This window comes from Patiriisocius marinus (assembly GCF_008974325.1).
Classification (GTDB): domain Bacteria; phylum Bacteroidota; class Bacteroidia; order Flavobacteriales; family Flavobacteriaceae; genus Patiriisocius; species Patiriisocius marinus.
Window position 1 is genome coordinate 1,095,877 of record NZ_BKCG01000001.1, and the last position, 23,616, is coordinate 1,119,492.

General features: G+C 33.5%; 16 protein-coding genes. 12 read left to right on the forward strand and 4 right to left on the reverse strand.

Translation table 11 applies throughout. The annotated features are described in order from the left end of the window. Nucleotides 1-2 precede the first annotated feature (2 nt). From GBH57_RS04800 to GBH57_RS04815, 4 genes are all read left to right on the forward strand, one after another. A complete protein-coding gene (locus GBH57_RS04800) occupies nucleotides 3-1,034 on the forward strand; it encodes a PD-(D/E)XK motif protein (RefSeq protein WP_151672910.1) in 1,032 nt (343 codons plus the stop codon). After that, nucleotides 1,034-3,202 (forward strand): AIPR family protein, encoded by a 2,169-nt coding sequence (locus GBH57_RS04805; RefSeq protein WP_151672911.1) that lies wholly within the window; start codon nucleotides 1,034-1,036, stop codon nucleotides 3,200-3,202. Before GBH57_RS04800 ends, GBH57_RS04805 begins: the two co-directional genes overlap by 1 nt. Before the next feature lie 123 nt (nucleotides 3,203-3,325). Next, on the forward strand, nucleotides 3,326-4,756 hold the full coding sequence (locus GBH57_RS04810) for a DNA cytosine methyltransferase (protein ID WP_151672912.1): 1,431 nt from the start codon (nucleotides 3,326-3,328) through the stop codon (nucleotides 4,754-4,756). Beyond that, a complete protein-coding gene (locus GBH57_RS04815; protein ID WP_151672976.1) occupies nucleotides 4,746-6,002 on the forward strand; it encodes a DNA cytosine methyltransferase in 1,257 nt (418 codons plus the stop codon). The genes GBH57_RS04810 and GBH57_RS04815 overlap by 11 nt, the downstream gene beginning before the upstream one ends. Nucleotides 6,003-6,018: 16 nt before the next feature. Here GBH57_RS04815 and GBH57_RS04820 read toward each other — a convergent pair whose 3' ends face one another. Both GBH57_RS04820 and GBH57_RS04825 read right to left on the reverse strand, forming a co-directional pair. Continuing rightward, nucleotides 6,019-7,311, reverse strand: a complete 1,293-nt coding sequence (locus GBH57_RS04820) for an aminopeptidase P family protein (RefSeq protein WP_151672913.1) — start codon at nucleotides 7,309-7,311, stop codon at nucleotides 6,019-6,021. A 117-nt stretch (nucleotides 7,312-7,428) separates the two neighbouring features. Continuing rightward, on the reverse strand, nucleotides 7,429-8,007 hold the full coding sequence (locus tag GBH57_RS04825; RefSeq protein WP_151672914.1) for a Crp/Fnr family transcriptional regulator: 579 nt from the start codon (nucleotides 8,005-8,007) through the stop codon (nucleotides 7,429-7,431). Nucleotides 8,008-8,128: 121 nt separating this feature from the next. On the opposite strand from GBH57_RS04825, the gene GBH57_RS04830 reads away from it, so the two are divergent. From GBH57_RS04830 to GBH57_RS04845, 4 genes are all read left to right on the forward strand, one after another. Continuing rightward, on the forward strand, nucleotides 8,129-10,975 hold the full coding sequence (locus GBH57_RS04830; RefSeq protein ID WP_151672915.1) for a WD40/YVTN/BNR-like repeat-containing protein: 2,847 nt from the start codon (nucleotides 8,129-8,131) through the stop codon (nucleotides 10,973-10,975). A gap of 180 nt (nucleotides 10,976-11,155) precedes the next feature. Next, nucleotides 11,156-11,821, forward strand: a complete 666-nt coding sequence (locus tag GBH57_RS04835; RefSeq protein WP_208997613.1) for a succinate dehydrogenase cytochrome b subunit — start codon at nucleotides 11,156-11,158, stop codon at nucleotides 11,819-11,821. An 11-nt stretch (nucleotides 11,822-11,832) separates the two neighbouring features. Further along, entirely contained in the window at nucleotides 11,833-13,848 is a 2,016-nt protein-coding gene (locus GBH57_RS04840) for a fumarate reductase/succinate dehydrogenase flavoprotein subunit (protein ID WP_151672917.1), read from the forward strand. 6 nt (nucleotides 13,849-13,854) lie between these two features. Next, a complete protein-coding gene (locus tag GBH57_RS04845) occupies nucleotides 13,855-14,601 on the forward strand; it encodes a succinate dehydrogenase/fumarate reductase iron-sulfur subunit (protein ID WP_151672918.1) in 747 nt (248 codons plus the stop codon). 133 nt (nucleotides 14,602-14,734) lie between these two features. On the opposite strand, the gene GBH57_RS04850 is transcribed toward GBH57_RS04845, so the two are convergent. Next, entirely contained in the window at nucleotides 14,735-16,954 is a 2,220-nt protein-coding gene (locus GBH57_RS04850) for a response regulator (protein ID WP_151672919.1), read from the reverse strand. 187 nt (nucleotides 16,955-17,141) lie between these two features. Here GBH57_RS04850 and GBH57_RS04855 point away from each other — a divergent pair, with 187 nt between their 5' ends. The 4 genes from GBH57_RS04855 to GBH57_RS04870 all read left to right on the forward strand — a co-directional run bounded on the left by GBH57_RS04855 (nucleotide 17,142) and on the right by GBH57_RS04870 (nucleotide 21,962). Continuing rightward, on the forward strand, nucleotides 17,142-18,278 hold the full coding sequence (locus tag GBH57_RS04855; protein WP_151672920.1) for a methionine aminotransferase: 1,137 nt from the start codon (nucleotides 17,142-17,144) through the stop codon (nucleotides 18,276-18,278). Nucleotides 18,279-18,414: 136 nt separating this feature from the next. Beyond that, entirely contained in the window at nucleotides 18,415-20,646 is a 2,232-nt protein-coding gene (gene katG / locus GBH57_RS04860; protein ID WP_151672921.1) for a catalase/peroxidase HPI, read from the forward strand. Between the two features lie 67 nt (nucleotides 20,647-20,713). Then, a complete protein-coding gene (locus GBH57_RS04865) occupies nucleotides 20,714-21,178 on the forward strand; it encodes an ankyrin repeat domain-containing protein (RefSeq protein WP_151672922.1) in 465 nt (154 codons plus the stop codon). A gap of 4 nt (nucleotides 21,179-21,182) precedes the next feature. Beyond that, the gene (locus GBH57_RS04870) at nucleotides 21,183-21,962 is read left to right on the forward strand and encodes an amidohydrolase (RefSeq protein WP_151672923.1); all 780 of its coding nucleotides are present in this window, start codon (nucleotides 21,183-21,185) and stop codon (nucleotides 21,960-21,962) included. On the opposite strand, the gene GBH57_RS04875 is transcribed toward GBH57_RS04870, so the two are convergent. After that, the gene (locus GBH57_RS04875; protein WP_151672924.1) at nucleotides 21,949-23,574 is read right to left on the reverse strand and encodes an Ig-like domain-containing domain; all 1,626 of its coding nucleotides are present in this window, start codon (nucleotides 23,572-23,574) and stop codon (nucleotides 21,949-21,951) included. The two genes, GBH57_RS04870 and GBH57_RS04875, sit on opposite strands and share 14 nt — an antisense overlap. Between the last annotated feature and the right edge of the window lie 42 nt (nucleotides 23,575-23,616).

Below are 23,616 nucleotides of genomic sequence, written 5' to 3' on the forward strand. Positions count from 1 at the left end.
CTATGAGTATAAAAGAAATATTCACAGAATTGATACGGGATGTAAAGTCTGGTGGGCAATATGATACTCGACTTGTAGATTTTGATGATGCTAATAGATATAAAACTATTTTAGCTATTGATAAACTTTCTGACAACCAACAATGTGTTCTGTTACAATTAAAAAATGGTGGTCAACAATCTGATGTTATTATAAATAATATCAATACACTAGATAGTATTCAGGTGGATACTTTTCCTGTTGCCGATCCTGGGACAACCGGCTTAGATACATATTATAGTATTAAACTTGATAGAAATACTGAAGAAGACATTTTTTATGCTTTCATTACTGATATAATAGAGACAGCAAAAAACTCAAATTCTGATTTAGTTATTTTAGATATTTTAAAGAGGGTCAAGTCTTGGATGAACTTTTTTAAATCTAAAAAAACAGGAGTTTTGTCAGAAAATGGACAGATTGGTTTATTTGCAGAATTGACAATGCTTAAAACATTATTAGAGTGCAACAAAGAAAACTTATTAGATATTATTACAAGTTGGGTAGGACCCAAAAAACAAAATCAAGATTTTATTTTCCCCAATACTCAAGCAATTGAAGTTAAATGTACTACCTCGAATAATCTATATGAAGTTAAAATAAATAACGAGTATCAATTAGATTGTAGTGGTTTAGAACGATTATTTCTAGCTGTTTATCAACTTAAAAGGCATAAAATAAGTGAAAATTCATTGTTTCAGTCTTTACCTAATTTGATTGAAGATATTAAAGCCATATTGCAAAATGATTTTGATGCTAAATTTGATTTTGAAGGTTTATTATTAGATGTGGGATATTTGGCAGAAGCAGAGGTTGAATATTTAGACTTTGGATTTCAAATCATTAATGGACCAAATATCTATGATGTAGATTCAGAGTTTCCAAAATTAGCAAGAACTTCTATTTCTAATTCTATTAAAAAAGTAGAGTACAATTTAAATTTACAAGAACAAAAAATATTTAGTAATAATGTTGTTGAATTAATAAGTTTATAATGAGTTTTTTTACCACCCTAAAATCCTTAACAGAAGAAAAGCTTTCACAGGATTCTCAATTAAATGCTGAGTCAGCTTTTTGTGAAATTGCATCTGACTATTTAATAGATTCGTCTTTAATCTCGAACTTTGAACAATCTCAATATTTTAAAGAAAATGATAGTAATAGGAACTTGAAAATTGACGGATTTTCAATTAATGAGAATGAAACTGTTTTATCACTGTTGATAGCAAATTATAATAACTCTGATGAAGCAGGGAAGTTGAACTTGAAAGATGTTGAACAACAATTTAAACAATTGTATAGGGTGTTGAATTATGTTGTTAGGACCAATGAATATAATGTACCAAAAGCTAATATTTTATCAGCTTTAAATACGGAATATCATGCAGGTATTAAAAAGAACATTGTTAAGGTCGACTTTTACCTACTTACTAATAATACTGCGGTAAATAAAAAAGATGTAGACCTAAAAAGGATTCTTTCAAAAGTTGATATTGATTCGGTTATAGATTATAACTTTAGAATATACGATATTCAGGAATTAGAGAGATTACACAAGAATAATCAGAAACTAGATATTGACGTTGAAGATTATTATGATAAACCCATTAATGTCCTTAAGCCGAAGCTAGGAAACTCTAGTTATGGTACTGCAATTGCCATACTTCCAGGTCGCTTTTTATATAACATCTATAGTGATTTTGGTGGTCGATTATTAGAAAGCAATGTAAGGTCGTTTTTGTCGTCAAGAATTAAGGTTAATAAAGGGATAAAAGACACATTATTAAACAGACCAGAAATGTTCTTAGCTTATAATAATGGTTTATGCTTAACAGTGTCGGAAATAATATTTAATGATGATAATTCAGTAAAGACTTTTAAGAATTTTCAAATTGTAAATGGAGGCCAAACAACTTCTTCAATATTTTTTGCAACGCAAGAAGCTAAAAAAACAAAAATGAATATTGAGCTAGATAAAGTGAATGTTATGGCAAAAATTACTGAAATCAGAAGGAATATTGATTCTGTTAAAATTCAATCTAATATTGCTAAAAATAGTAATCTTCAAAATGCAGTTAAACAATCAGACTTATCAAGTAATGAAGAGTACTTAATTACCTTGCATGCATGTTCTAAAAAATTCAGAAATCCAACTTCAAATAACTATTATTATTTCGAACGAACAAGAGGTCAATATCAACTTGAGAAAAACCTTAGTAAAAATGAAAATTATTTTTTAAATCTATTCCCTAGAAATCAAAAATTTGAAAAATCAGATTTGTCAATTTTATTTTTTTGTGCGATTGGCAATAAGATTGAACCTTTTATTTCCGTTCAAAGTGCTGAAAAAAGATATAAAATAATAAGAGATCAATTTGACTCTGAAAATAAAAAAATAAGTAAAGAATATTATATCAATATAATAGGTTCATTTATTTTTTATAAACTTTTAAAAACAAAGTATGGCATCGGTAATAATGCTATTGGGAGAATAAGGAAAAATGTTATAGCATATTCTATTTCATTAATACAAGAATATTTATTGAAGTCGAATAAGAGTATTGACTTTCAGAATATTTGGAGTAATGATGGTGTGAATATTCACGAGGAAAAAATTAAATACTTTTTGACTTATATTAATCAATTGTTACTTTACAATTTAGATGATGGGCGCCTTGATGAAGCTTGTAAAAAGAAAGAGTCTTGGGATATAATAAAAACTAATATTGATTGGAGTGAGTTAGATTCAATTATTGAAGTATTGCCAGTTTGCGAAATTAAAAAATTCAAAAAAAATCCATCCGCAAAATTAAATTTAGATAACAAATATAAGCTCATGGTAGACGAGATTAACCTGATGGTTTCTTCTCCATCTAAATATTTTATACTTCAAACACGACTTCAAGAAGAAATCAACAATTATATGAAAGATGGTATGTCCTTATATAGCCGAAGACATCTTAGGTTAATGAAAGATCATTTCAGGCCAAATTCTAAATTAACCGCGTTTAGTCCGTATACGTACGAGTTGTACTTAGTTAATTGTTGTAATAAAAATGGGGAAATAATTAACAGGAAATTTTCAGAATTGAAAATTTACTTAGATGATCTTTATCGAGTATTTAATGCTATCTTAAAAGATGAACTTCTTGATTTGGACTAGAAAAAAGCTTTTTAAGTTTAAGATTAATAATATGTTTACAATTAGTGAAAGCTAAACAATGTAGTAGAAAGGAATTAAAATAGTTTGAGTAATTTCGCAAATACTGGCATTTTAAGACACTTTATGAACAACAAAAACAAATACACTTATGTAGATTTATTCTCAGGTGCTGGTGGCTTAACTCTAGGTTTTGGAAACAAAGGATTTCATCTTGAAATGGCCAACGATATTGCTGAGCCAGCTTTGAATACTTTTAAGGAGAATTTATATAAAACGCATCCAGATACTAATGTGAATAGAGTAATTCTTGGAGATATTAAAGAGCTCTATGAACATCTTGAGAATGGAAACGTAAGCTATGATGTATTGGGGCATATGGTTGTTGAAACTAATAAAGAAATTGAATTACGTAAAAAAGTACCCTCTGTTAAAGACGATAGTGAAATAAAAAATATCCTTAAGGGTATAAGGCATATAGATGTGCTTGTGGGAGGTCCCCCTTGTCAAGGGTTCTCTATGATAGGTCGCTCAAAAAAATCAACGATAGAAGAGCGGACTAAAGGTTTTATTGATGATCCAAGAAATCAACTTTTCAAGTATTATTTAAAATTTGCTGAAAAGTTATCTCCGAAACTAGTTTTGATTGAAAATGTGAAAGGGTTAGTCTCTGCTTCAGGGTACAGAGATTTAATTGAAAAATCTCTAACAGATACAGGTAAATACGGTTATGATACTTCATCTCACATATTGAATGCGAAAGATTTTGGCCTAGCTCAAAATAGAGAACGTATTTTTTTTATAGGGGTGAGAAAAGACTTGTCAGAAAAATATAGCATCAAAGCTTCAGATATTTTTGATGATATTATAAAAAGTAAAGAAACCGAGGTAAAGTTAAAGGATGTTATTTTTGATTTACCACAGATTAAGGCAAATCCAAAACCGAATAACTACAAAGAAGAAGCAGAAGTTTCATTTCGAAATTTGAAATTTTGTTTTGGTAAAAACATTTCAGATATTTCTTATAAAGATTTAATTAGTAAGAACGGAGACAATAATTATCCAAATAGAATTAACACATATAACGGTAAGTTGAAAGTTTCTAGGTTTCTCTTCAATCATAAATCAAGATATCATAATGAAAGAGATTTATTTATATATGAAAATCTTGTAGCAGGTAAATACTTAAACGACCCTCTTAATGAAAAGGCTTTATCAAAAGTTACTTATGGTGTTGTAATCGATGAAAAAGGAAATAAAAAAGTAAAAGGATTTGGGGATAAGTATTTTAAGTTAGACCCAGAGAGTGTATCTAAAACAATTATTGCGCATTTAGAAACAGATGGTAATTCATATGTTCACCCAGGGCTTCACCCTAGAAGTATTACTCCTAGGGAGGCAGCTAGAATTCAATCTTTCCCGGATTGGTATTTTTTTACTGGTAGCACACGGAATCAATTTAAACAAATAGGTAATGCAGTTCCTCCTATTTTAGGTGGAATATTTGCAGAGAATTTTAAAAACATATTAGACCGTATTGGGCAAGATGAGAAATAAAAAATTAACTTTTATTGATTTATTTGCTGGGTGCGGTGGATTATCTGAAGGATTTATTATGTCAGGTAAATATGATGCTCTTGCTCATGTTGAGTGGGAAATCCCTATGGTAAGGACTCTTAGGTCTAGACTTAAGAAAAAATGGCAACATACAAATGAGGATGCATTTAAAAGAGTTGTACATTTTGATATTCAGAAAACAGATGAGCTTATTAATGGTAATTGGGTAGAGGATACTGTTAAGGATTTTGGAGCTACAAACCATGTTAATGTTATTGAAAGAGGTTTAAAAGGACTTGTAGGTAAAAAGACTGTTGATTTAATTATAGGAGGCCCTCCTTGTCAGGCATATTCAATTGCTGGCAGAGCGCAAGATGCTAATTCCATGAAAGAAGACTACAGAAACTTTTTATTCGAAAGCTTTATTAAAGTGGTAGATGCCTTTCAGCCTAATATGTTTGTTTTTGAAAATGTTCCTGGCATACTTAGTGCTAATCCAGGAGGAAAACTTGTAACGGAAAGAATTTATGAATCGTTTAAAGATTTTGGGTATCAAATATTGGAGCCAAAGGAACTGAAATCTACAGTATTAACCTCAAGTAACTTTGGGGTAGCACAAAATAGAAAAAGAGTTATCATTATCGGTTTAAAGAATAATCTCATATCTGAATCTTTTAATTTGAAATCGATTTATTCAGAAATAAATATACAAAAGAGTGAAAAGGTGAAAACTTTATTTGACGCTATTGGTCATCTTCCTAAGTTTAAGCCTGCTTTTGATGTTAAGTTGAAAAATGGAAAAAAAGTATCTCATATCCCACTATTAGAGAATTGTATTATTCCTGAAAATCATGAGCCAAGATTTCATAATAAGCGTGATGTGAACATCTTTAAAAAATGGGTTTTAAATAAAATGAATAATCGTTCTATGGAAGAGCGAATACAGTTTTATAATAATTTGGTAGGAAAAAATTCTAAACATTCTAAATATAGAAGCTTAGAATGGGATAAACCTTCTCAAACAATTGTAGCTCATTTAAATAAAGATGGTTTGTTATTTATCCACCCTGATGCTAATCAAGGTAGATCGATCACAGTAAAAGAAGCGGCTTTAATTCAATCATTTCCTGATGATTATGAATTTAAAGAAACTATGGGTAATAATTATAAAATGATAGGAAATGCAGTTCCTCCTGAAATGGCTAGGAAAATTGCTATTGCAATAAGTAAGTTTTTTAATAAATAATTATTTATTAAAAAACTTACTTATTCATTAGCTCCTCAATCTCCTCCGCTTCAATAGGGATATTGCGCATTAAGTTAAAAGGTTCGCCTTTTTCTTGGATAACTACATCGTCTTCTAGTCTAATGCCAAAACCTTCGTCAGGGATATAAATTCCTGGTTCAACCGTAAATACGTTTCCGGCTTGCATTGGTTCGTAAAGTAATCCGTAATCGTGGGTGTCTAATCCCATATGGTGAGACGTACCGTGCATAAAGTACTTTTTGTATGCTGGCCAGTCTGGGTTTTCGTTTTGTACGTCTGCTTTGTCTAGTAATCCTAAACCTAGTAATTCGCTGGTCATTAATTTACCTACTTCCACATGGTATTCTTTCCACATTGTACCAGGAACGAGCATTTTAGTAGCGTCATTCTTCACACGGTTTACGGCATCATACACTTGGCGTTGGCGTTTTGTAAAACGACCACTTACAGGAATAGTACGAGACATATCACTACTGTAGTTTGCGTATTCAGCACCCACATCAAGCAAAATTAAATCGCCAGCTTTACACTCTTGGTTGTTTTCAATGTAGTGTAACACGTTAGCGTTGTTTCCACTAGCGACAATAGGCGTGTATGCAAACTTTTTAGAGCGATTGCGTAAAAACTCGTGCATAAATTCAGCTTCAATATCAAATTCCCAAACACCTGGTTTTACAAAACCTAATATGCGACGGAATCCTTTTTCAGTGATATCACAAGCAGTCTGAATTAAATCTATTTCAATTTGGTCTTTTACTGAGCGTAAACGTTGTAAAATAGGATTGCTTTTCGCCCAGCTATGCGCAGGAAATTTATCTTTTGTTGCTTTAATAAAACGAGCTTCGCGCGTTTCAGTTTCTACATTTGCGCGGTAGTGTTCGTTTGTGTTAAAGTACACCGTGTCACACTGCGTCATTATTTCGTAAAACACTTTATCAAACTCTTTAAGCCAATAAACTGTCTTGATTCCGCTTACTTCAAGTGCTTTTTCTTTGGTTAGTTTTTCACCTTCCCAAACAGCAATGTGCTCGTTTGTTTCTTTCAAAAACAAGATTTCTCTATGATCAGGATTTGGAGCATCTGGAAACATCACTAAAATACTTTCTTCCTGATCCACACCACTTAAATAGAAAATATCCCTTGCTTGTTCAAAAGGCATAGTGCTATCTGCACTAATAGGGTAAATATCGTTGCTGTTAAATACAGCAAGACTTGACGGCTTCATTTTAGCCATAAAGTTTTTGCGATTTTTAATAAAAAGGTTGCGATCTATTTGGTGATATTTCATAATGCGTAAGTTAAAACTTTAATGTTCTAGAATTTTTCTTCGGAAACTTGACAACGTTGATTCCTCTTCAAGTTCAAAAATAATTAAAGAAAAAACCAAATCATCAGCCAAATGGCGTTAATTGGAAGTTTTCCTAATTCGGCTCATATGCCTTAAGGAAATTCCGAGAAAAGAAGATAAGTATTGAAGCGGAACTTGCTTGATTAACGTAGGTTCATTTTCAAGTAGTTTTAAATATCGTTCTTCAGGACTTAGGGTGAGTAAATCAATACGATAATCATCAATGAGTAATATTTGATTTTCAATAAGATTGTAATAAAACAATTTGAAGGTGTCATTTTTTTCTAATAGCTTTTTGAAATCATTAATTGATAGTACCCAAAGATTACAATCGCTTAAAGCCTTTATGTTTTTTCTTGAAGGTAGTTTGTTTTTAAAGCTGTTTAAAGCAGTTGTGGCGCTATTTTTTAAACCTAGGTATGTAGTCTTTTCAACTCCTTCAACCATAATGGCATGTTGAAGAATTCCGGTTTCAATGAAACAAAAATGTTTGCAAATACGTCCTTCTTTAACCAGAAACTCATTTTTTTTAAGTTTTAGAAATGAAAAATGGTCTGTTATTTCAGATAACTCATTGGCTGAGATATTTGAAGAAATATAACCTTTTATATAATTTTCTAAATGGGTTTTTAACATTAGTAAAATGTAAGTTTTAATGGTACCGAAGTTAAAAAAGGAATCACAAAAGGTGTTAAATTTCTTCGATTTATTTTGAGGTATTTTAGTATTATGTACTTTTCAACTCAAAACCAACCAAATGAAAAATTATTTACTTGTCGCGTGGAGCATTATTTCAACATTTGCTTTTGCGCAACAACCTGCTACAAATGCTACTCAGGTTGAAAAGGCACTACAGCAAAAAGCAACACAAACTGAAAACTCACTAGTAAAAAAATTACCATTCAATAATATTGGTCCAACCATAATGAGTGGCCGTGTTGTGGATCTCGCTGTAAATCCAAAAAATCCAACCGAATTTTATGTAGGATATGCAAGTGGTGGTGTTTGGCACACAACAAATAACGGAACAACATTTACGCCTATTTTAGATACTAGTCCTACGCAAAACGTGGGGAGTTTAGCGGTAGATTGGAAATCAGGTACCATATGGGTTGGGACAGGAGAGGTTAATTCATCTCGTTCTAGTTATGCTGGTATAGGTGTATTGCAATCAAAAGATAATGGTGAGACTTGGAAGAATATGGGGCTTACTGATAGTCATCATATTTCAAAAATTATTATTAACCCAAACAATGCAAACGAAGTTGTTGTTGCAGCTGTTGGTCATTTATATTCTACAAATAGTGAACGTGGTGTTTTTAAAACTACGGATGGAGGGAAAACTTGGAAGAAAACACTTTTTGTAAATGACCAAAGTGGTATTATAGAAATGGATGCAGATCCCAATAATTTCAACCTACTATTTGCTTCGTCTTGGGATAAGGATAGGAAAGCTTGGGATTTTCGTGGTAGCGGAGAAGGTAGTGCTGTTTTTAAAAGTACAGACGGAGGTAGTTCTTGGAATAAAGTATCAGTTGCGGGAAGTGGTTTACCAACAGGGACTGGTGTAGGTAGAATAGGTCTAGCGGTTTTTGATGCAAATACCATTTATGCAGTTCACGATAATCAAGCAAGAAGAGCAGGTGGCGCAAAAGCATCAAACAAAAATGGCGAGCTTTCTAAGGAACAATTTAAAACAATGAGTGCGGCGCAGTTTTTGGCGCTTGATGATAAAAAGCTTAATGGTTATTTAAAAACCAATGGTTTTCAAGAAAAATATAGAGCAGACAATGTAAAGTCGATGGTTCGTGGAGGTACGGTTAAGCCTGCAGATTTAGCAACCTATTTAGAGGATGCAAATGCAATGCTGTTTGATACTCCTGTAATAGGAACTGAAGTTTATAAAAGTACAGATGGTGGTAAAACTTGGGCGAAAACGCACGAAGGATTTTTAGATGGTATTTACTATAGTTATGGATATTACTTCGGGAAAATTCATGTGGATCCTAGTGATGTAAATGGGATTTACATTTATGGAGTGCCTATTTTAAAATCTAAAGATGGTGGTAAAACGTTTAAGAGCATTTCAGCAGATAACGTGCACGCAGATCATCACGCTTTATGGATTAACCCAAATATGCCAGGGCATTTAATTAATGGTAATGATGGAGGGGTTAATATTAGTTATGACGACGGTGAAAACTGGATTAAAAATAACCAACCAGCAGTAGGGCAGTTTTATGCCGTTAATGTAGATAACGAAAAGCCATACAATGTTTATGGTGGTTTACAGGATAATGGTGTTTGGGTTGGCCCACATACAAATGTTGAAAACTCAGGATGGAGGCAAAACGGTGAATACCCTTATAAGTTTATTATGGGAGGTGACGGAATGCAAATACAAATTGACAACCGCGATAGTAATATAGTGTATACAGGGTTTCAGTTTGGGAATTACTTTAGATTAAACAGAGCGACAGACGAGCAAACGTATATTCAACCAAAACATGAGTTAGGCGAAAGTCCGTATAGATTCAATTGGCAGACACCTATTCTGTTAAGCAGTCATAATCAAGATATTCTTTATTTAGGAGGAAATAAATTAATGCGTTCTATGAATCAAGGAACGGATTGGACAGCAATCTCGGGCGATTTAACAAACGGAGGAAAGCAAGGAAACGTAGCTTACGGAACCTTATCAAGTATTAGTGAATCTCCATTTCAGTTTGGACTATTATATACAGGTAGTGATGACGGAGTTGTTCAAGTAACTAAAAATGGAGGAGGCGATTGGCAAAATATTACAAACTCATTACCTAAAGATTTGTGGGTAAGCCGTGTAATTGCTTCACAACATAAAAAGGAACGTGTGTATGTTGCATTAAACGGTTATCGTTGGGACGATTTTACTTCTTATGTGTATATGAGTGATAATTATGGTGCTACATGGACTTCCATTGCAAATAACTTACCTCATTCGCCAGTAAATGTAATTATCGAAGATCCTGCAAACGAGAATGTTTTGTATTTAGGAACAGATAACGGGGCATATGTGTCTTTTAATAACGGGAAATCTTGGGAAGCATTTAGCGAAGGGTTACCTAATGTTGCGGTGCACGATTTAGTAATTCAGAAACGTGAAAAAGATTTAATTGTTGGTACACACGGAAGATCAATTTATGTGGCAGATATTTCATTATTACAGAATATTTCGGCAGCGACAATGGGTAATTTGATGCTTGCAGATATGCCGTCAATGCGTGCATCAAGAAGATGGGGGTCAACAGGATTTAATCAATACGGCGATATTTTTGAACCCTCAATGGCCATCAATGTGTATGCGCCCGCTTCAGGAAATGCGACAATTACAATTACTTCGGAAACTGGAAGAGAATTAAAAAGCTGGTCACAACAAGTTGCTAAAGGCTTTAATAAAATTGAATACAACGGAAGCGTTTCAGATAAAGGAGCGAAGCAATTAGAGAAAGATGATAACAAAGCGTGGAATGGAACAAACGGTACCGCTTATTTACCTTCGGGAAGGTATACTGTTTCAGTTTCTAGTAATGGAAAAATATCTAAAACTACGCTTGAATTAAAGTAGTGCTAAATAATTTTCTTCGGAAATTTTAATGAAGTTTAATATTTCCGAAGAAAAAAAAGCATTAATTTTTATTTGTCTTAGTTAAATCAATTCTAAATTGCTAACAAACAAATGCGATTCCTTGCTTGAACGAACATCGTACTGTATTTTTGTAGAACAAAATTTTGAAACACAACCATAATGGGAATTTTATCCTCTTCAATTGCTAGAAAGTTTGCTATGGCACTTTCGGGCATGTTTTTAGTGTTCTTTTTAGGACAACACTTCGTAATAAATCTAACTTCGGTTATTGATCCAGACACGTTTAATAGTTGGTCCCATTTTATGGGGAACAATGGCTTGGTGCAATTTGCGCTCCAGCCGGTATTGATTTTTGGAGTAGTATTTCACTTTGTAATGGGCTTTGTATTAGAGCTACGTAATCGCAACGCAAGAGTTGTGAGTTATGCAAAATACAATGGAGGTGCAAACGCATCGTGGGCATCTCGAAATATGATTATTTCAGGATTAGTGATCCTTGCATTTTTAGGGTTGCACTTTTACGATTTTTGGTTTCCAGAAATGATTCACAAATATGTGGAGTCTAATCCATTAGATCCAACAAGATATTACGCTGAGACTGTTCATAAATTTGAAAGTCCAGTGAGGGTTGGGTTATACGTTATTGCTTTTGTTTTATTAGCAGTACACTTATGGCACGGCTTTGCAAGTTCTTTCCAGAGTGTTGGGTTTAATAACAAATACTCTGTTGCTTTATCAAAGTTTGCTAAAGCTTATGCGATTGTAATTCCAGTTGGATTTATTTTCATCGCATTATACTTACACTTAAATCAACTTCCACACTAAATAATCAAGCTATGTCGATATTAGACGCAAAAATACCTGAAGGACCCTTAGCAGATAAGTGGACAAATCATAAAAACAAGATTAACCTTGTAAACCCTGCCAACAAGCGTAACATTGATGTTATTGTTGTAGGTACTGGACTTGCTGGAGGTAGCGCAGCTGCTTCACTTGCAGAACTTGGTTATAATGTAAAAACATTCTGTTATCAAGATTCACCTCGTCGTGCGCACTCAATTGCAGCTCAGGGTGGAATTAATGCAGCAAAAAATTATCAAGGAGATGGGGATAGTAATTACCGCCTTTTTTACGATACTGTAAAAGGAGGAGATTACCGTTCACGTGAAGCAAACGTTTATCGTCTTGCTGAGGTTTCTGGGAATATTATCGATCAATGTGTTGCTCAAGGAGTTCCTTTTGCACGTGAATATGGTGGATTATTAGACAACCGTTCTTTTGGAGGAGTTTTAGTTTCTAGAACTTTTTATGCTAAAGGGCAAACAGGGCAACAATTATTATTAGGTGCATATTCAGCAATGAATCGCCAAATAAACCGTGGAAAAATACAACCGTTTAACCGTCACGAAATGTTAGACGTTGTAAAGATTGACGGAAAAGCAAGAGGTATTATTGCTCGTGATTTAGTTACAGGAAAAATAGAAAGACATAGTGCTCACGCTGTTGTATTAGCAACTGGTGGTTACGGTAATGTTTTCTTCTTGTCAACAAATGCAATGGGAAGTAATGTAACGGCAAGCTGGAAAGCTCACAGAAGAGGTGCTTTCTTTGCAAACCCTTGTTATACACAAATACACCCAACGTGTATTCCAGTTTCTGGAGATCACCAAAGTAAACTAACATTAATGTCTGAGAGTTTACGTAATGATGGGCGTATTTGGGTTCCTAAAAAATTAGAAGATGCAGTAGCTATTAGAGAAGGTAAAAAGAAGCCAACAGATTTAGCTGAAGCAGATAGAGATTATTACTTAGAGCGTCGTTACCCAGCCTTCGGAAACTTAGTGCCACGTGATGTTGCATCTAGAGCAGCAAAGGAACGTTGTGATGCAGGTTTTGGAGTAAATAAAACTGGAGAGGCTGTATACTTAGATTTTGCTAGTGCAATTAATCGCTACGGAAAAGAAGAGGCTTTGATTCATGGAAATCAGAATCCAACGGATAAAGAGATTTACGATTTAGGTCGTGATGTGATTGAAAATAAATATGGAAACTTATTCCAGATGTACGAGAAAATCGTTGATGAAAATCCGTACAAAACACCTATGATGATTTACCCAGCGGTACATTATACAATGGGAGGAATCTGGGTTGATTATAACTTACAAACTACAGTTGAAGGTTTATACGCAGCTGGAGAAGCAAACTTCTCAGATCACGGAGCAAATAGACTAGGAGCTTCTGCATTGATGCAGGGATTAGCTGATGGTTATTTTGTATTACCATATACAATAGGTGATTATCTTTCAAAAGATATTAGAACTGGAAAAATACCAACAGATACTCCAGAATTTGATTCTGCTGAAAAGGATGTTAAAGATCGTATTCATAAATTAATGAATGCAAGTGGTCAACACTCTGTAGATTATTACCATAAAAAACTTGGTAAAATCATGTGGAACAAATGTGGTATGTCAAGAAACGCTAAGGATCTTGAGAGTGCTATTGTTGAAATCGCAGAACTTAGAAAAGATTTCTGGGCGAATGTGAAAGTGCCAGGGACTGCAGATGGATTAAACCAAGAACTAGAAAAAGCAGGACGTGTAGCAGATTTCCTAGAATTAGGAGAATTGTTTGCGAAAGATGCTCTTAACCGTAACGAAAGCGCAGGTGGACATTACCGTGAAGAGAGTGTAGAATTAAGTGGAGAACAAAAAGGAGAAGCGTTAAGAGATGACGTTAACTTTAAGTATGTAGCTGCTTGGGAATATAAAGGAGAACCTAAAGATGCAGTGTTACACAAAGAAGACCTTGTGTTTGAAAATATTGAGTTGAAGACACGTTCATATAAATAAAAAACTATGAAATTAAACCTAAAAATATGGCGTCAGGCCAATGCAGACGCGAAGGGAAGTATGCAAACCTATCCTATCGATGGAATTGATGGAGATATGTCTTTTCTTGAAATGCTTGATGTGTTAAATGAGGACTTAATCAATAAAGGTGATGAGCCGGTAGTTTTTGATCACGATTGTCGTGAAGGTATATGTGGTTCTTGTTCTTTACAAATTAACGGTGAGCCTCACGGGCCAGATAGATTAGTAACTACTTGCCAGTTGCACATGAGAATGTTTAACGATGGTGATGAGATTGTAATTGAGCCTTTTAGAGCTAAAGCATTCCCAGTAATTAAAGATTTAATGGTCGACAGAAGTTCTTTTGATAGAATTCAACAAGCTGGAGGATATGTTTCTGTAAATACATCTGGAAATACAATCGATGCAAACGCAACACCTATTGAAAAAGAACATGCTGATGAAGCATTTGAAGCTGCAACTTGTATAGGTTGTGGAGCTTGTGTTGCTGCTTGTAAAAATGCTAGTGCAATGCTGTTCACTTCAGCTAAAGTATCTCAATATGCATTATTACCACAAGGACAAGTGGAGGCTTCTACACGTGTTTTAAATATGGTAGCGCAAATGGATAAAGAAGGTTTTGGTAACTGTACAAATACAGGAGCTTGTGAAGTTGAATGTCCAAAAGGAATATCATTAGAAAATATTGCTAGAATGAACCGTGAATATTTAGCGGCAAGTGCGAAAGGTTAATTAGTAAAACTAAATTGTTTTATAGAGAAAAATCCCAAATCATATTTATTGATTTGGGATTTTTTGTGCTCAATAATATCTTACATTATTAATTTGAAATTAATTAGTATTGCTCAAAGGATTCAGTCTATTTTTATTTATCGTAGTTCTTGGAGATTAAATTCTCTAGTATAATACGTGTAAATTGACTGTCGTCATATGGTTTTACTATAATGTCATCCATACCTGCGGCGTATATTTCATTTCTAACTTCTTCGACTTCGACAGCGGTTAAGGCAATAATTGGTATTGTAGAATTAAATTTTCTGGTTTCGATTGTTGCTTCAAAGCCATTCATAATAGGCATATTTAGATCCATTAAAATTAAATCGAAATGATTGTTTTTAATTAGATTTACGGCTTCGTCTCCGTTTTCTGCAATAGAGCATATCACACCTTTTTTCTCTAATATTTTCTTAGTTACAATTTGATTAATACGGTTATCCTCAGCAACTAGTATTTTCTTATCTTGAAGTAACGACTCGTTTAATAAAGGTTTAGAAACGGTGTTTATATGCTTTGTAACTTCTTTAAAATTCAAATCAAAAGAGACTTTAGTCCCTTTTCCTAGTTCACTTTCAAGTAATAAATTAGAATTAGAAGCTTGTAAAAGTTTTTTAACTATTGGTAAGCCTAATCCAGTTCCTTGATACACATAATTTAGAGATTCTACTTGTGTAAATTCATCAAATATAGTGGCTTGTTTGTCCTTTGGAATACCTATACCTGTATCAGTAATAGAAAACAAAATATTGTAATCGTTATTATCCTTTAATTCTTCTAAAATTAATGATATTGTAATGGTTCCATTTTCAGTAAATTTCAATGCATTACCTACTAAATTCATTAGGATTTGAGAAAGGCGAACCACATTTCCTTGTAGGTATTCTGGAATTTTAGAATCTATTTTTACTACTATTTTGTTCTTGTTTTGCAAACGCATATACTCAAAGGTAGCAGTGATACTTTGTATAAATTCGCGAATATTAAATTGACTTAGTTCATTTTCTAGATTATTTGAATCTATTTTATTAATCTGAAGTACATCATTAATAAGCGCTAGTAAATAATCTGCTGAAAATTTAAGAGATTTTAGATCTTTCTCATGAGATTTAAGTTTTGGATCCTCAAGTAGAATACTACTAAGCCCAATAACGCCATAAAGAGGTGTTCTTAATTCGTGACTTACAGTAGAGAAGAATTTACTTTTTGCTTTTGCTAGAAGTTCAGATTTTTCTTTTGCTTGCAAATACTCTTCATTTTTTTTGCGTAGAGCAAGATTTAAATCTCGTCTTTTTGTATACGCTACAAACAATGCGATAAACAGTAATAAACCCCCAAGACACACAATAATTAATATGTTGTTTAAGTTGTTTTTACTCTCTGCAATTTCAGCTTGTAGTGCAGTTTTTTCTTTCTGATCCGCAATCTGGTTTTTGTACTGTTCAACCTTTAATTTAGCCAATGCTGCTTGGCTTTGTTCATCTTGAATTAAGCCTTGGCTTTCGTCAAAATAATATTCGCTGGAAAGTCTATAATCGTAGGCTTCCTTGTATCGTTTTTGTCCATAAAAACTTACTGCAAGTTGTTCGTAAGCATCATATTTTTCAGCAGGAGTTCCATTATCCTTAGTTAATATAAGAGCTTCTCGAGCAACTTTTTCTGCTTGTAAGTATTGTCCATTTTCATTGTAATACGTTGCCCAATATGTTTTTTCCGAAGATGAAAAATAATCTGGTTTATATTTGTCAAAACCTGGACTACCTAAAATTTTCAAATATTTTAATCCAATATCATATTGTTCAGAATAGAAGGCTGTGATGATTGTATTGTAATAGGCCTTAGCTAGCTCAATTGAATCTTTTGATTTTTTAATTTTAGTAATTGAAATTTCGTGGTATTTTAAAGCTTTTTTATAATCAAGGTCAGACCTTGAGTGATAATTTGCTAAGTCCATGTATGACAAGCCTACTGTTAAATCATCATTAAAAATTTCAGCGTATTTACGAGAGTTTTCTAGATTTTCTCTAGCAAGTAATGTATCACCAACTATTAAAAAATCGTAAGCCAAAAAGCGGTGTGCTTTGCTTAAATATCTTGGATTCTTTGATTGCTTTGCTAAATCTAGAAGTTTAATGTTTGACATTAAAGATTTAGTAAAAATTCCACTGTTATAATATATGGTTGAGCTATCTATTGTTTGTTCAATCAATTCTATAAGGATAGAATCTTTCGTGTTCTTTATGGTATCTTGTTGAGAATAACCTGTGTTGGATACAAATAACAATAAAAAAATTGCTTTAAATACGTTCATTTTTTTAGACTGGAGCCGTTTTTAATAAAAGTAATTAATAAATATTAAAGCAGCGAATTTTTGGTTGTTCATCTAATAAATATACATAATATCGGTTGAAATTAAATGTTTGTAAATACTTAATTCTATAATACTTACAAAAATAGATTTTAATGATTATGTATCTTTAACTTAAAATTTCAGAAAATTGAAAACAAAACTTCCAAATACGCCAACCTCTATTTTTTCAGTTATGAGTGCTATGGCAATGGAGTACAATGCAATTAATTTATCACAAGGGTTTCCAAACTTTAAAAGTGATCCGGTTTTAATTGATTTAGTTTCTAAAGCAATGAAGGATGGGCATAATCAATATGCTCCTATGGCTGGGGATGTTTATTTACGAGAAACTATTTGTAATAAAATGCACCAATTGTATAATACAACGTACAGTCCAGATACAGATATAGTTATTACGGCAGGTGCAACTCAAGCAATATTTACTGCAATTGCTGCTACAATCTCTATAGGTGATGAAGTGATTATTTTTACGCCAGCTTATGATTGTTATGGGCCTACAATTCAGCTTTTTGGTGGTAAGGTTATTGAGATGCAATTAGCTTCGCCATATTTTACTCCAGATTGGGAGGCAGTGCGTAATGTGATTTCTAACAATACTAAAATGATCATTATTAATACGCCACATAACCCAAGCGGAATGCTTTTTTCTGAAACTGATATGCTTCAACTTCAGCAAATTTCAGAAGAGCATAATCTTTTGGTTATTAGTGATGAAGTGTACGAACACATCATATTTGATGGTGAAAAACACCAAAGCGCCGCTACATTTGAACAATTAGCGAAGCGTTCATTTATTACCGCTTCTTTTGGAAAAACATTTCACAATACTGGTTGGAAAATGGGTTATTGTTTAGGTCCCAAAACGTTAATGGATGAATTTAAAAAGGTGCATCAATATAATGTGTTTAGTGTGAACCATCCATTTCAAAAAGCCCTAGCAGAATATTTACAGAATGAAAATACTTATTTAGGATTGGGTCAATTTTATCAACAGAAAAGAGATTTCTTTTTAAATTTGATAAAAGACTCTAAATTTAAAATACTGCCGTCTAAAGGAACTTATTTTCAGCTATTAGATTTTTCAGAAATTTCACAAAAATCGGATAAGGCTTTCGCCGAAATATTAACTAAACAACACAAGTTAGCAACCATTCCAATTTCGGTATTTAATAAGGATGCTTTAGATGAAAAAATAATAAGAGTCTGTTTTGCCAAAACAGAAGAAACACTAATTGATGCTGCGAAAATTCTAAAGTCATTGTAGTTTCTTATAGTAAATTTAACTTAGTATAAGTTTTTCTAATCATTAAATTAACACATACAATCAACTTAGACAATTGCACTCAATATATTTAGGTAATTTAGTGCTTTAGAAAATATTAAATTAAACACATACAATTATGAGTAATAACGGAGAAGCATGGGACATTAATAATGACACAAGTAAGTGTCCGTATTTTAATGGTATACAAAACCATGCAGCAGGAGGAGGAACTACTAATCGCAAATGGTGGCCAAACAAATTAAATTTAAATGTTCTTCGTCAACACGATAGAAAATCTAATCCTATGGGTGAAGATTTTGATTATGCAACAGCCTTTAAAAATTTAGATTACAAAGCCTTAAAAAAAGACTTAGTAGCTTTAATGACTGACTCTCAAGAGTGGTGGCCAGCAGATTATGGAAACTATGGTGGATTTTTTATTCGTATGGCTTGGCACAGTGCAGGTACTTACAGGGTAACTGATGGACGTGGTGGTGGAAACACAGGAAACCAACGTTTTGCACCGTTAAATAGTTGGCCAGATAATGGTAACCTAGACAAGGCACGTTTATTATTATGGCCTATTAAGCAAAAATATGGTAAGAGTATTTCATGGGCAGATTTATTGATTCTTGCAGGAAACTGTGCATTAGAATCAATGGGCTTTGAGCCATTTGGTTATGCAGGTGGACGTGAAGATGTATGGGAGCCAGAACAAGATATTTATTGGGGTTCAGAAACAGAGTGGATGGATAATGCTGCTCGTTATGAAAAAGATGGTGAGTTAGAAAAGCCTCTTGCAGCAGCACATATGGGGTTAATCTATGTGAATCCAGAAGGACCAAATGGTGTACCTGATCCTCTAGGTTCAGCACACGATATTAGAGAAACTTTTGGACGTATGGCGATGGACGATTATGAGACGGTTGCGTTAGTGGCTGGTGGCCATACATTTGGTAAAGCTCACGGAGCAGGTGATGGAGATGCACACGTAGGAGTAGAGCCAGAAGGAGGTAAAATAGAAGCTCAAGGTCTAGGGTGGTTAAATACATATGGTACGGGTAATGGTGATGACACTATTACTAGTGGATTAGAAGGAGCTTGGACACCAAGTCCAGTCGAGTGGGATCACGATTATTTTAAAGTATTATTATTAAATGATTGGGAATTAACTAAAAGCCCCGCAGGTGCTCATCAATGGAGACCTACTGATGCATCTAATGCTCCTAAAGCCCCTATGGCTCACGATGCATCTAAGAAGCAAGATCTTATGATGTCTACAGCAGATATGGCTCTTAAATTGGATCCTACTTATGCTAAAATTTCAAAGCATTTTATGGATAACCCAAGTGAATTTGAAGATGCTTTTGCTCGTGCTTGGTATAAATTAACGCACCGTGATATGGGACCTGTATCTAGATATTTAGGACCAGAAGTACCTAGTGAAGAGTTATTATGGCAAGATCCTATTCCAGCCGTTAAACATACACTAGTAAATGATGCTGATGTTGCCGAATTAAAAACAAAAATTTCAAATTCAGGACTTACAGTTGCACAACTAGCTACTACAGCTTGGGCCTCAGCTTCTACTTATAGAGGGTCTGATATGAGAGGTGGAGCAAATGGTGCTCGCATTAGATTAGAGCCACAAAGAAACTGGGAAGTAAATAATCCAGCTGAATTGTCTAAAATATTAGAAACTTTAGAAGGGATTCAAAAAGAATTTAATGATGCTCAAGAAGGGGACAAACAAGTTTCTATGGCAGATTTAATTGTTATTGCAGGAAATGCAGGAGTAGAGATGGCAGCTAAAAATGCTGGCGTTGATGTAACTGTACCATTTTATGCAGGACGTGGAGATGCTACACAAGAGCAAACTGATATTGAATCATTCTCATTCTTGGAACCGGTTGCAGATGGATTTAGAAATTATTTTAAAACCAATCAAATAGCAACAGCTGAAGAGTTATTGGTAGATAAAGCACAACTTTTAACACTAACTATTCCAGAAATGACTGTTCTTGTTGGTGGTATGCGTGCAATGGGAGCAAACTATGATGGTTCAACTCACGGAGTTTTCACTGACAATGCAGGTGCATTAAGTAATGATTTCTTTGTAAACCTTTTAGATATTCAGACAACTTGGAAATCAACATCAGATGACGACCGCACTTTTGCAGGAAGAGATCGTAAAACCGGAGAAGTTAAAATGACAGGGACAAGAGCAGATCTTATTTTTGGTTCAAATTCCGAATTACGTGCTACTGCCGAAGTATATGCGACCGCAGATGCTAAAGAAAAGTTTGTAAACGATTTTGTTGCAGCTTGGACAAAAGTGATGAATTTAGATCGTTTCGATTTAAAATAATCATTTAATTCAATAATAACTATAACAGCGTTACAATTTGTGGCGCTGTTTTTTTACTTTTATATATATGAAGAACGAACTATTTACCGCAATAAGGGAGCAAAATGCTTCGATGGTTTCTGAAATTTTAACCACTAATCCAGCTTTGGCTAGTGAAAAAGATCAAAGAGGTTCAACACCATTATTACTAGCAACCTATTATGGTTTTGCTGACATAGCTGAAATTATTTTAAAATTTCCGCAGGATATAAATACACAGGATGCTTCGGGAAATACAGCTTTAATGGGAGTGTGTTTTAAAGGCTATCCTAAAATTGTTTCTATGTTAATTAGTGCTGGTGCTGATGTTAATAAAACAAACTTTAATGGCGCTACGGCACTAATTTTTGCGACCACTTTTGCAAAAGCAGATATAGTGAAAACATTACTTGAAAATGGTGCTGATACATCGATTAAAGACGATCGTGGTAATACTGCTAAAGATCACGCTGTAATGCAGGGTGTTAATTCTGTAATCGAGTTACTATCTTAAAATTATGAAAGATCAGCTTAAAGTTACTTTAGTTCAATCGCATTTATTTTGGGAAAACCCAGAGGCTAATCGTGTGCATTTTTCAAAATTATTTGAAGAAATTAAAGAACAGACTGATCTTATTATTTTACCAGAAATGTTTACTTCTGGCTTTACAATGAATGCTACCGTAATTGCTGAGGCTTCAAATGGTCCATCCGTTTTATGGATGATATCTGAAGCAAAAAAGAACAATGCAGCTATTACAGGGAGTCTAATAATAGAAGAAGAGGGAGTTTATTATAATAGATTGTTTTTTGTGCAACCAGATGGCTCAATTGAAACGTATGATAAAAAGCACACATTTACACTTGCTGGTGAGCATAAAATATTTAAGGCAGGAAATAGTTTGAAGCAAATCGAATATAAAGGTTGGAAAATTAGACCTTTAGTATGTTACGATTTGCGTTTTCCAGTTTGGGCAAGAAATACAGATCACTATGATATAGTTCTGTATGTGGCAAACTGGCCAGAAAGAAGAGTTGCTGCTTGGGATGCTTTATTAAAAGCACGAGCTATTGAAAATATGGCTTATTGCATTGGCGTAAATAGAACAGGACTTGACGGTAACGGACATCAATATACTGGACATTCTGCAGTTTACGATGTTTTAGGAAAACACATATCAACGGCATCGTTTGAAAATGAGTTTATAGATACAATTACTTTAGAAAAAACACATATTGAGAAAAACAGAAAGCATTTACAGTTTCTAAATGATGCAGATAGTTTTAATCTAGTTTAAAACTTTCATTCCAACTCCAATTACCTCTTAATTCAATTTTAGTAGGGTAATATACTACGCGTTCAGGTAAAGTACGGCTCAAAAAGTTACCTGTATCCCATTTTTTATTATTGTTATCATCGTAGATTATTCTAACAAAATATTTTCCAGGCTTTATATATTTAAATATTATAGGCTCATTTTGACTTAGATGTTTAGATTGTTTTACTTCAAACTTTTCATTTACTAGTTCAATTAATAAAGGAAATTTAGAAGCATTCTCTAAGTTAAGCTGGAGCGTTGCAAATTCTGAAGCAGGTTGTACTTGCTGTTTGTAAGCAATAGAGTCATTAACGTTTCCGTAGTAATCTGTTAAGGCTCCTTTTAGGGTAGTAATTGTATAAGATTTCTCTTCTATTTTATCAAAACTTATTGATGCTGTATTGTTTTTAGAATTCAATGCAACAGTAAATTGTTGTGAAATTGTGTCATTGTCAAACACGGTTATTTTTTCCCTATCAATAGATAATAAGGGAGTGTTTGTAGCAAGTTTAAATGAATCTACTACTGAAATTCGTTTATCATTTAAGGCAGAAACTTGTAGACTATCTGCATAAAGCTCTCTAAATTTTATGACAGTTGTGTCACGAATACTTTTATTAACAGTCACAAGCTCAATAGAGTCAGAAGTGATTTCTGGTTTGAACCATAAGTTCAAGGTGTCTCTATTTCGTTCTTTTAAAAGAAGATAATCAAAACCTTCGGCCATTTTTGTAATTATAGTAGCGCTTAAACTGTCACCATTACCTTTATAGCCAATTGAAATACGGTTCTTGCTTTCTAATTTAGGTCTGCTAGCTTTAAAATCTGGTATTTCTTTAAACAATTTTAACTCAAACATACTATCTGTTGGTAGCGTTATTGGGGTGCTGTAATATGCAATTTTATCTTGCTCTGGCTGAAATGTGTAATTTGGTGTCGTTTCCTTTAGTGCGATAAGTTGGTAAGTTCCTTCTTTTAAATTTGTGAATTCAAAATTGGTAGATTCCCCTTGCGTAGTTGTAATGTAACTGGGCTTTTCAGTAAAAATTAGAGAATCAGAATATTCCTCAGTAATTTCATAAAGCATGACCGTACTTGGATGTTGCGGCGCTGCTAATAAAGCATCAGCAACTGAACCTTTCAGCGTTAAACTGTCAATATATGTTCCAGTTGAAAAAACATATTTAAAGTTAGGGAATATGTTGCCCTCATTGTTATCAACGATACTATTTCCAAAGTTAAAAGAATATGTAGTATGCTCTTTTAAGGTGTCAAGAATTTTAATGCGCAATTGTTTAGATACACTAGTTGGTGTTATAATTGGTGCATATTTTAATGGTGGGGAAATTAATAGCTCCTTTGAAACATCTTTAAGCTTTATGTATTCATCAAAGCTTATTCTTATTTCAGACTCATCAAAACTAGTGGTAAAGTTTTCAGGAATACTTCGCACAATAACTGGCGGAATACTGTCTTTTAATCCTCCGCTTGGCCTTCCTTTTTTAGCACAGTCTGTAAAAGCCAGAAAAAATAGCGCAATAATAGGGAGATACAAGTATCGATACGTTTTGGATGTAGGTTTTTGCATCATTATCAACAAAAATAAGGAAACTTCTTTTTGTGTGAACTATAA

Bases quoted from the DNA above. Each gene is read 5' to 3' on its own strand.
- GBH57_RS04875 (WP_151672924.1), bottom strand. From the start codon at position 23,574: ATGATGCAAAAACCTACATCCAAAACGTATCGATACTTGTATCTCCCT.
- GBH57_RS04850 (WP_151672919.1), bottom strand. From the start codon at position 16,954: ATGAACGTATTTAAAGCAATTTTTTTATTGTTATTTGTATCCAACACA.
- GBH57_RS04805 (WP_151672911.1), top strand. From the start codon at position 1,034: ATGAGTTTTTTTACCACCCTAAAATCCTTAACAGAAGAAAAGCTTTCA.
- GBH57_RS04865 (WP_151672922.1), top strand. From the start codon at position 20,714: ATGAAGAACGAACTATTTACCGCAATAAGGGAGCAAAATGCTTCGATG.
- GBH57_RS04845 (WP_151672918.1), top strand. From the start codon at position 13,855: ATGAAATTAAACCTAAAAATATGGCGTCAGGCCAATGCAGACGCGAAG.
- GBH57_RS04810 (WP_151672912.1), top strand. From the start codon at position 3,326: ATGAACAACAAAAACAAATACACTTATGTAGATTTATTCTCAGGTGCT.
- GBH57_RS04815 (WP_151672976.1), top strand. From the start codon at position 4,746: ATGAGAAATAAAAAATTAACTTTTATTGATTTATTTGCTGGGTGCGGT.
- katG (WP_151672921.1), top strand. From the start codon at position 18,415: ATGAGTAATAACGGAGAAGCATGGGACATTAATAATGACACAAGTAAG.
- GBH57_RS04835 (WP_208997613.1), top strand. From the start codon at position 11,156: ATGGGAATTTTATCCTCTTCAATTGCTAGAAAGTTTGCTATGGCACTT.
- GBH57_RS04825 (WP_151672914.1), bottom strand. From the start codon at position 8,007: ATGTTAAAAACCCATTTAGAAAATTATATAAAAGGTTATATTTCTTCA.
- GBH57_RS04870 (WP_151672923.1), top strand. From the start codon at position 21,183: ATGAAAGATCAGCTTAAAGTTACTTTAGTTCAATCGCATTTATTTTGG.
- GBH57_RS04820 (WP_151672913.1), bottom strand. From the start codon at position 7,311: ATGAAATATCACCAAATAGATCGCAACCTTTTTATTAAAAATCGCAAA.
- GBH57_RS04800 (WP_151672910.1), top strand. From the start codon at position 3: ATGAGTATAAAAGAAATATTCACAGAATTGATACGGGATGTAAAGTCT.
- GBH57_RS04830 (WP_151672915.1), top strand. From the start codon at position 8,129: ATGAAAAATTATTTACTTGTCGCGTGGAGCATTATTTCAACATTTGCT.
- GBH57_RS04840 (WP_151672917.1), top strand. From the start codon at position 11,833: ATGTCGATATTAGACGCAAAAATACCTGAAGGACCCTTAGCAGATAAG.